Source organism: uncultured Nocardioides sp., assembly GCF_902805925.1.
GTDB lineage: Bacteria > Actinomycetota > Actinomycetes > Propionibacteriales > Nocardioidaceae > Nocardioides.
In genome coordinates this window covers 1-7,997 of record NZ_CADCUP010000100.1, presented here as the reverse complement: position 1 = coordinate 7,997, position 7,997 = coordinate 1, and the positions used below count along the sequence as shown (strand labels likewise).

The window sequence follows — 7,997 nt, the reverse complement described above, 5'->3', positions numbered from 1 at the left end:
CCCCGGCCAGTCACCAGGTCAGTCCCCAGGCCAGTCACCAGGAGCAAGCACCCATGAGCACCACTACGCACCGCCTGACGGCAGCCGCCGTCGCCGTCGCCGTCCTGCTCGGCCCTGTCGCGCTCACCCGGTCCGCGGAGGCGGCACCGGGGAGCGGGCACTCGGTCGGGCGGCACCAGGCCACGCCCCACGACGGCAAGCACGACAAGCACGACAAGCACGACACGAAGGGCAAGCACGGCAAGAAGGGCAAGGGCAGGCAGGAGCGTGCCACGCCGCTCGCCAGGCAGCTGGCCAAGGCCGTCGCGGTCAAGGACGCCTACCTCGCCAAGGTCGCCGCCTCGCGGCGCACCGCCGCGCTCCCCGACGACCTCGAGTCAGTCGTGGCGGGCTCCGTCGCCGGCGACCGCGCCTCCCTCGCCCGGCTCGGCGCCTCGACCGACCTCCGCGCCGCCCGGGCCGCGGTGTCGGCCCTGCGGGTGGAGAACTACGTCCGGGTCGTCGGCCTCCTCGAGGAGGCCGTGGACCTGGCCGAGGCGGCCGCGGACGATCCCGAGGCGACCGCGCTCCTGCGGTCCGCGGTGGGCGCCGCGCTCGCCGTGACCGCCACGAGCCCGCGCTCGGACGTGCGGGCGGCCCGCCGGGCGCTCGACGCCGCCTGGGAGGCGCTGGACTACGACGACGAGCCGGACACCGAGGACGAGCCCGAGGACGAGCCTGAGGACGAGGACGTGCCGGAGGACGAGGACGAGCCGCTCGACTGAGCGCCGACCCGCGCACCTCGAAGGACGACGTACGCCGGCCGCTGCAGGACCCGGAGGTCCTGCAGCGGGTCGGCGTCGTAGACGCAGAAGTCGGCCGACGCGCCCTCCTCGATCCCGGGGAAGCCCAGCCACCGCCGCGCCCGCCAGGAGGCGGCGCCCAGGGCGTACTCCGGCGACATCCCGAGACCCGCCATCGCCAGCACCTCCCCGGCGAGGTTGCCGTGCGGGGCGACGCCGCCGCCGTCGGTGCCCGCGTACAGCGCCACCCCGGCGTCGTGCGCCGCCATGATCGTGTCGCGCTGCCGGGCGTGCAGGTCGCTCATGTGGCCGGCGTAGGTCGGGAACCTCTCGCGGCCGGCCGCGGCGAACTGCGGGAACCTCTCGAGCTGCATCACGGTCGGCACCAGCGCCGTCCCCCGGGCGGCCATCGCCTCGACGAGGTCGCTGGAGAGCCCGGTGCCGTGCTCGATGCAGTCGATGCCGGCCCCGATGAGGGCGGGCAGCACGGCCTCGCCGAAGCAGTGCGCGGTGACCTTCACCCCGACGTCGTGGGCGGCCCGGATCGCCGCGGTGAGGGTCTCGGCCGGGAAGCTCGGCTCGAGGTCCCCGGTCTCGCGGCTGATCCAGTCGCCGACCAGCTTGACCCAGCCGTCGCCGCGCTGCGCCTCCTGCACGACGTACCCCACGAGGTCGGCCGGTTCCACCTCGTGGGCGTAGCCGCGGATGTAGCGCCTGGTGCGGGCGATGTGGCGCCCGCACCGGATGAGCCGCGGCAGGTCGTCGCGCTCGTGCATCCACGCGGTGTCGAGCGCCGAGCCGCAGTCGCGCAGCAGCAGCGCCCCGGCGTCGCGGTCGGCGATCGCCTGCCGCTCGGCCTCGTCGTCGGTGGTGGCGCCGTGGTCCGCGAGCCCGACGTGGCAGTGCGCGTCGACGAGGCCGGGGACGATCCAGCCCTCGGCGGCGGTCTCGGCGCCGGCCTGCCGCTCGAAGGTGACGTGCCCGTCGACGACGTAGAGCTCACGCACCTCGCCGTCGGGGAGCACCGGCCCCGAGAATCTCAGCGCGGTCATGCCGCGGAGGCTACCGGGGCCGGCGCTCCGCGGACCTCAGCCGAGCTCGCGGATCCTGACGTTGCGGGAGGACACGACGTCGGGCGCCGAGCCGTGGGCCTGCACCTCGTGGCCGTAGTTGACGGCGATCCGGGAGAGGTTGCCGTCTCGCTGCCGCTGGAGGTGGTCAGGCAACCGGCCACCGGGGCGCCGAGCGCCGGGAAGCGCACCTGCACGCCGCTGTTGCCGCGGGCGGTGCCGGGGGCGTCGTCGCGGAACTGCAGGCGCAGCGAGAAGTCGGCGTACTGCTCGGGTGCGTACCAGAGCGTGCCGAAGCCGCCCGTCGGCCCGACCCTGCTGGTCAGCCGGCCACCCCTGAGGTCGAAGCCCCCGTCGCCGGTGTACCGCCAGGCGGCGGGGTGGGGTGGCGCATGCGGGGCTCCTGTTCACGTCCGAGTGTCGTGACCGGCGTCACTCCTCGACCGTAGGCCCGGGACGCGCCAGCCACTAGCCGTGAACGTCCGACTTTCGAAACCGATCTGTGGAAGTAAGCCATCGCAGGTACCCGGTGTCGGGGATGCCGGATGCGGTCGGACGTGAGCAGTGTGGGAACTCTCGCAGTTCTACGAAGGTGGTCCATCCATGAACCAACGCATTCCGGGACGCCGCACCGCGGCCGTCCTCGGCACGACCGTGACGCTCGTGTCGACACTCCTGCTCGCCCCGTCCCCGTCGCTCGCCGACGGGTCGAACGGCGACGGCGGCTCGGGCGAGCCGTCCGGCCCGCCCTGGGCCGTCGTCGCCACCGGTCTCGACAACCCCCGCCTCCTCTCGTTCAGCACCCGGACGCGGCACCACGGTCGACACCACGGCAGCGGCGGGAAGCACCGCGCCTCGCTGTACGTCGCCGAGGCCGGTCGCGGCGGCACCGGGCCCTGCGTCGAGGGACCGGAGGGGCCCGCCTGCTTCGGGCTCTCCGGCGCCGTCACCCGGATCGACAAGGGTGATCAGGAGCGCGTCGTCAGCGGCCTGCCGTCGCTCGCCGGGGAGGGCGGCGCGGGGGCCAGCGGCCCGGCCGACGTGTCGGTGCGCGGCTCCTGGTACGCCGTCACGGTCGGCCTGGCCAACGACCCGGCCGTCCGGGAGGACATCGCCGGCGGCGAGGCGCTCGGCACCCTGATGGCAGGTCCTCTGGGCGGCCGCGCACCGCGCGTCATCGCCGACCTCGCCGGGTACGAGACCGCCGAGGACCCCGACGGCGCCGGGCCCGACAGCAACCCCACGGGCCTGGCCCGGTCGGGTGGCGGCTTCGTGCTCACCGACGCCGGCGGCAACACCCTCCAACGGGTCACTCGGCGGCGCGACATCAAGACCATGGCCGTCTTCCCCGAGCGCATGGTGCCGGCCCCGCCGTTCCTGCCGCCCGGCGACATCCCGATGCAGGCGGTGCCCACCTCGGTCGTGCGCGGCCCCGACGGCGCGTGGTACGTCAGCCAGCTGACCGGATTCCCGTTCCCGGCCGGCGGCGCCTCGATCTATCGCGTGGTCCCCGGACAGGCCCCGACGGTGTACGCGTCCGGACTGACCAACGTCACCGACCTCGCGTGGTCCGGTCACCGCCTGTACGCCGTGCAGATCGCCGGCGACGCCGGTCTGCTCGCCGCTGAGGGCCTGCCGATGGGCTCGCTGGTCAAGGTCGGGCGTGACGGCTCACACACCACGGTGGCGGACGACCTGCCCGCGCCGTACGGCGTGGCGATGCACCGTGGCAAGGCCTACGTCACGACCTGCAGCGTCTGCGCCGGCGAGGGACAGGTGGTGAGCATCCCGCTCCGGTAGCAGTGTGCCGTGAGTGGTGCGGGGCCCGTTCAGGCGATGCGGTCGAGCAGCCAGGACGGGCCCAGCGCCATCGCGCCGTGGCCCTGGACCCGCGCCTGGAGGAACCGGTCGGCCGTGACGACGGTGACCTGCCCGCCGTCCTCGCGCGCCGCCCGGGTGACCCGCTCGATCTCGCTGTCACCGTCGCGCGGGGCGTGCACGACCCGGACGTGACCGTCACGGCCCGCCTTGACCCCGCCCTTCGCCCCGCCCTCGAGCACCAGCACGACCTCGTCGTGCGGCAGGTCGGCGACCAGCAGCCGCTCGTGGAGCCGGCGCGCCGCACCGGCGCGGTCCCTCCACCAGCCGTCGGGACGCGAGCCGACGACGTTGGCCCCGTCGACCACGAGCGTGGTGGTCATGCCCGCCCTCCGTCGCACCGGGTGCCGAGGGGGCTTCTCACTTCAGGAACTTGGAGAAGTCCTTGGGCAGGTCGAGCGCCGCGGCCGCCTGCTCGTAGTCGGTGCCGGCCTCGTCGGGGTTGCCGAACGGGTTCGCCGCTGCGGCGGCCGGCCTCTCGGCAGCCGCCCTCGCCTGCTCGGCCGCCTTGGCCGGGTTGCCGGAGACGCGACGGCCCTTGGCCGGCTTCTTCGACTTCTGCTTCTTGCCGCCACCCCCCGTGCCGCCCATCCCGGGCAGCCCGGGCATCCCGGGCATGCCGCCACCGCGCGCCATCTGCTGCATCATCTTGCGGGCATCGAAGAAGCGGGTGACCATCTGGTTGACGTCGGAGACCTGCACGCCGGAGCCCTTGGCGATGCGGGCCCGCCGCGAGCCGTCGATCATCTTGGGGTTGTCGCGCTCGGCCGGCGTCATCGACAGGATCATCGCCTGGATGCGGTCGATCTCGCGCTCGTCGAAGTTGTCGAGCTGCTCGCGGAACTGCCCCATCCCGGGCAGCATCCCCATGATCTTCGACATCGAGCCCAGCTTGCGCATCTGCTGCATCTGCTGGAGGAAGTCGTCGAGGGTGAAGTCCTGACCGCCGAGCAGCTTCTCGGCCGCCTTGTTGGCCTGCTCCGCGTCGAAGGTCTTCTCGGCCTGCTCGATCAGGGTGAGCATGTCGCCCATGTCGAGGATGCGCGAGGCCATCCGGTCGGGGTGGAACAGGTCGAAGTCGGCCATCTTCTCGCCGTTGGAGGCGAACATGACCGGCTTGCCGGTGATCGAGGCGATCGAGAGCGCAGCACCACCGCGCGCGTCGCCGTCGAGCTTGGTGAGCACCACGCCGTCGTAGCCGACTCCCTGGAGGAAGGCGAGCGCGGTGTTGACGGCGTCCTGGCCGATCATGGCGTCGACGACGAACAGCACCTCGTCGGGGTCGACGGCGTCGCGGATGTCGGAGGCCTGCTGCATCAGCTCGGCGTCGACACCGAGCCGGCCGGCGGTGTCGATGATGACGACGTCGTGGAGCCTGCGGGTGGCCTCGTCCACCGAGGCCCTCGCGACGGCCACCGGGTCGCCGGTGCCGTTGCCGGGCTCGGGCGCGAACACGGGCACGCCGACCCGCTCGCCGTTGACCTGGAGCTGCTGGACCGCGTTGGGACGCTGCAGGTCGGCCGCGACGAGCACCGGGGCCTTGCCCTGCTCCTTCAGCCAGAGGGCGAGCTTGGCCGCGAGCGTCGTCTTGCCGGCACCCTGCAGGCCGGCCAGCATGATGACGGTGGGCCCCGTCTTGGCGTACCGCAGCCGCCGGGTCTCCCCGCCCAGGATGGTGACGAGCTCGTCGTTGACGATCTTGACGATCTGCTGCGCCGGGTTGAGCGCCCCGCTGACCTCCTCGCCGCGTGCCCTCTCCTTGACCGCGCCGACGAACTCCTTGACGACGGGCAGGGCCACGTCGGCCTCGAGCAGCGCGATGCGGATCTCGCGCGCGGTCGCGTCGATGTCGGCCTCGGAGAGCCGCCCCTTGCCGCGGAGGTTCTTGAAGGTGTCGGCAAGCCGGTCGGAGAGTGTCGCGAACAAGATGATCCTTCACTAGGTCTCGGGGCCTCCAGCCTAACGGGGACACGCCGACGCACGAACCCGAGCAGGGCTCGCCGCCGACGTACGGCATGTGATTCCCTGCCGGGAGCACCACAAACTCGGCACGCAGGAGACACAGATGAGCACCCAGGCCCCCACTCGGCCCGACGAGCCGACCCCGGCCATGTCGAGGCCGGTCAGCATCGCTGTCTGGGGAGGCATCGCCGCGGTGGGCGCCGTCTGCTGGGCGGTTCTGGCACTTGCCCGCGGCGAGGACGTCTCGGCGCTGTGGATCCTGTTCGCCGCGCTCGCCTCCTACCTGATCGCCTACCGGTTCTACTCGCGCTTCATCGCCCGGAGGGTGCTGCAGGTCGACGACACCCGCGCCACGCCGGCCGAGCGGCTCGAGAACGGCGTCGACTTCGAGGTGACCGACCGCCGGGTCGTCTTCGGCCACCACTTCGCGGCCATCGCCGGCGCCGGACCGCTCGTCGGCCCGGTGCTCGCCGCGCAGATGGGCTACCTGCCCGGCACCATCTGGATCATCGTCGGCGTCATCCTCGCCGGCGCCGTCCAGGACATGGTGGTGCTGTTCTTCTCGATGCGTCGCGACGGCAAGAGCCTGGGGCAGATGGTGCGCGAGGAGATCGGCGTCGTCGGCGGCACCGCCGCCCTCATCGCCGTCTTCGCGATCATGATCATCATCCTGGCCGTCCTGGCCCTGGTCGTGGTCAACGCGCTCGCGGAGTCGCCGTGGGGCGTCTTCTCGATCGGGCTGACCATCCCGATCGCCCTGTTCATGGGCTTCTACCTGCGCACAGTGCGCCCGGGCCGCGTCATGGAGGCCACCGCGATCGGCGTGGGCCTCCTGCTGCTGGCGATCATCGGCGGCGGGTACGTCGAGCAGCTGGGCCTCGAGAGCGCGCTGACGCTGTCGAAGGAGACGCTCACCATCGCGCTCGTGGTCTACGGCTTCATCGCCTCGGTGCTGCCGGTGTGGATGCTGCTGACCCCGCGCGACTACCTCTCGACTTTCATGAAGATCGGCGTCATCGCCCTCCTCGCCGTGAGCCTCATCGTCGCCGCACCCTCGCTGGAGGCGCAGGCGGTCACGCCGTTCGCCACCGAGGGCACCGGCCCGGTCTTCGCCGGCAAGCTCTTCCCGTTCGTCTTCATCACCATCGCCTGCGGCGCCCTGTCCGGCTTCCACGCGCTCATCGCCTCCGGCACCACGCCGAAGATGGTCGCCAAGGAGAGCCAGGTCCGGATGATCGGCTACGGCGGCATGCTCATGGAGTCCTTCGTCGCGATCAGCGCCCTCATCGCCGCGTGCGTCATCGACCAGGGCCTCTACTTCGCCATGAACTCCCCGGCCGGAGCCACCGGCGGCACGGTCGAGGGCGCGGCGGAGTTCGTCACCAACCTCGGCTTCACCATCTCCCCCGACCAGCTCAGCGCGGCCGCGGCCGCCATCGAGGAGGAGACGCTCATCTCGCGCACCGGCGGTGCGCCGACGCTGGCGTTCGGGCTGTCGCAGGTCTTCTCCGCCGCCTTCGGCGGCGGGCTCCAGGCGTTCTGGTACCACTTCGCGATCATGTTCGAGGCACTGTTCATCCTCACCGCCGTCGACGCCGGCACCCGCGTGGGCCGGTTCATGCTCCAGGACACGGTGGGCAACCTGTGGCCTCGCTTCGCCGACACCTCCTGGAAGCCCGGCGCGTGGGGCGCCAGCGCCGCCGTCGTCGCCGCGTGGGGCTACATGCTGTACGTGGGCGTGACCGACCCGCTGGGCGGCATCAACCAGCTCTTCCCGCTGTTCGGCATCGCCAACCAGCTCCTCGCGGCCATCGCGCTGACGCTGTGCGTCACGCTGATGCTCAAGCACGGCAAGCTCAAGTACGTCTGGGTGCCGGCGATCCCGCTCGGCTGGGACCTCATCACCACCATGACCGCGAGCTACCAGAAGGTCTTCTCCGACAACCCCGCCATCGGCTACTTCGCCCAGGCCTCGCGCTTCCGCGACGCCCGCGACGCCGGGGAGGTGCTGGCACCGGCGGCCGACGGCGGCCAGATGGACAAGATCATCTTCAACTCCACCGTCAACGGGGTCCTGCAGCTCACCTTCGCCCTGCTCGTGGTGGTCATCGTGGCGAACGCGATCCTGATCTGGGTGCGCGCCGTGCGAGCCGGCGGGCTGCCGACCACCGAGGTGCCGCACTCGCCCTCGGAGATCGTGGCGCCGTCCGACTTCCTCGCCACCGCCGAGGAGAAGCGCGCCGTCCACGAGTGGGAGGCCTCCCGCGCCGCCACCCCGGTCGGGGAGCGCCGATGACCGCGGGCC

Annotated in this window: 7 protein-coding genes; 3 read left to right on the top strand and 4 right to left on the bottom strand. The window is 72.3% G+C overall.

Annotated elements, in window-relative coordinates; translation table 11 throughout:
- Window positions 1-53: 53 nt before the first annotated feature.
- On the top strand, window positions 54-764 hold the full coding sequence (locus QZX64_RS06875) for a hypothetical protein (RefSeq protein WP_295657887.1): 711 nt from the start codon (window positions 54-56) through the stop codon (window positions 762-764).
- Here QZX64_RS06875 and QZX64_RS06870 read toward each other — a convergent pair.
- Both QZX64_RS06870 and QZX64_RS06865 read right to left on the bottom strand, forming a co-directional pair.
- A complete protein-coding gene (locus QZX64_RS06870; RefSeq protein ID WP_295657886.1) occupies window positions 674-1,834 on the bottom strand; it encodes an amidohydrolase family protein in 1,161 nt (386 codons plus the stop codon). The two genes, QZX64_RS06875 and QZX64_RS06870, sit on opposite strands and share 91 nt — an antisense overlap.
- Before the next feature lie 36 nt (window positions 1,835-1,870).
- Window positions 1,871-2,008, bottom strand: coding sequence for a hypothetical protein (locus QZX64_RS06865; protein ID WP_295657885.1), 138 nt, complete (start codon window positions 2,006-2,008; stop codon window positions 1,871-1,873).
- 447 nt (window positions 2,009-2,455) lie between these two features.
- Here QZX64_RS06865 and QZX64_RS06860 point away from each other — a divergent pair, with 447 nt between their 5' ends.
- Complete coding sequence (locus tag QZX64_RS06860; protein WP_295657884.1) at window positions 2,456-3,652, top strand: ScyD/ScyE family protein; 1,197 nt, start codon at window positions 2,456-2,458, stop codon at window positions 3,650-3,652.
- Window positions 3,653-3,681: 29 nt separating this feature from the next.
- Here QZX64_RS06860 and QZX64_RS06855 read toward each other — a convergent pair whose 3' ends face one another.
- Window positions 3,682-4,053, bottom strand: coding sequence for an NYN domain-containing protein (locus QZX64_RS06855; RefSeq protein WP_295657883.1), 372 nt, complete (start codon window positions 4,051-4,053; stop codon window positions 3,682-3,684).
- Window positions 4,054-4,090: 37 nt separating this feature from the next.
- Window positions 4,091-5,656, bottom strand: coding sequence for a signal recognition particle protein (gene ffh / locus QZX64_RS06850; protein WP_295657882.1), 1,566 nt, complete (start codon window positions 5,654-5,656; stop codon window positions 4,091-4,093).
- Between the two features lie 139 nt (window positions 5,657-5,795).
- Here ffh and QZX64_RS06845 point away from each other — a divergent pair, with 139 nt between their 5' ends.
- Window positions 5,796-7,988 (top strand): carbon starvation CstA family protein, encoded by a 2,193-nt coding sequence (locus tag QZX64_RS06845; protein WP_295657881.1) that lies wholly within the window; start codon window positions 5,796-5,798, stop codon window positions 7,986-7,988.
- The last annotated feature ends 9 nt before the right edge of the window (window positions 7,989-7,997 follow it).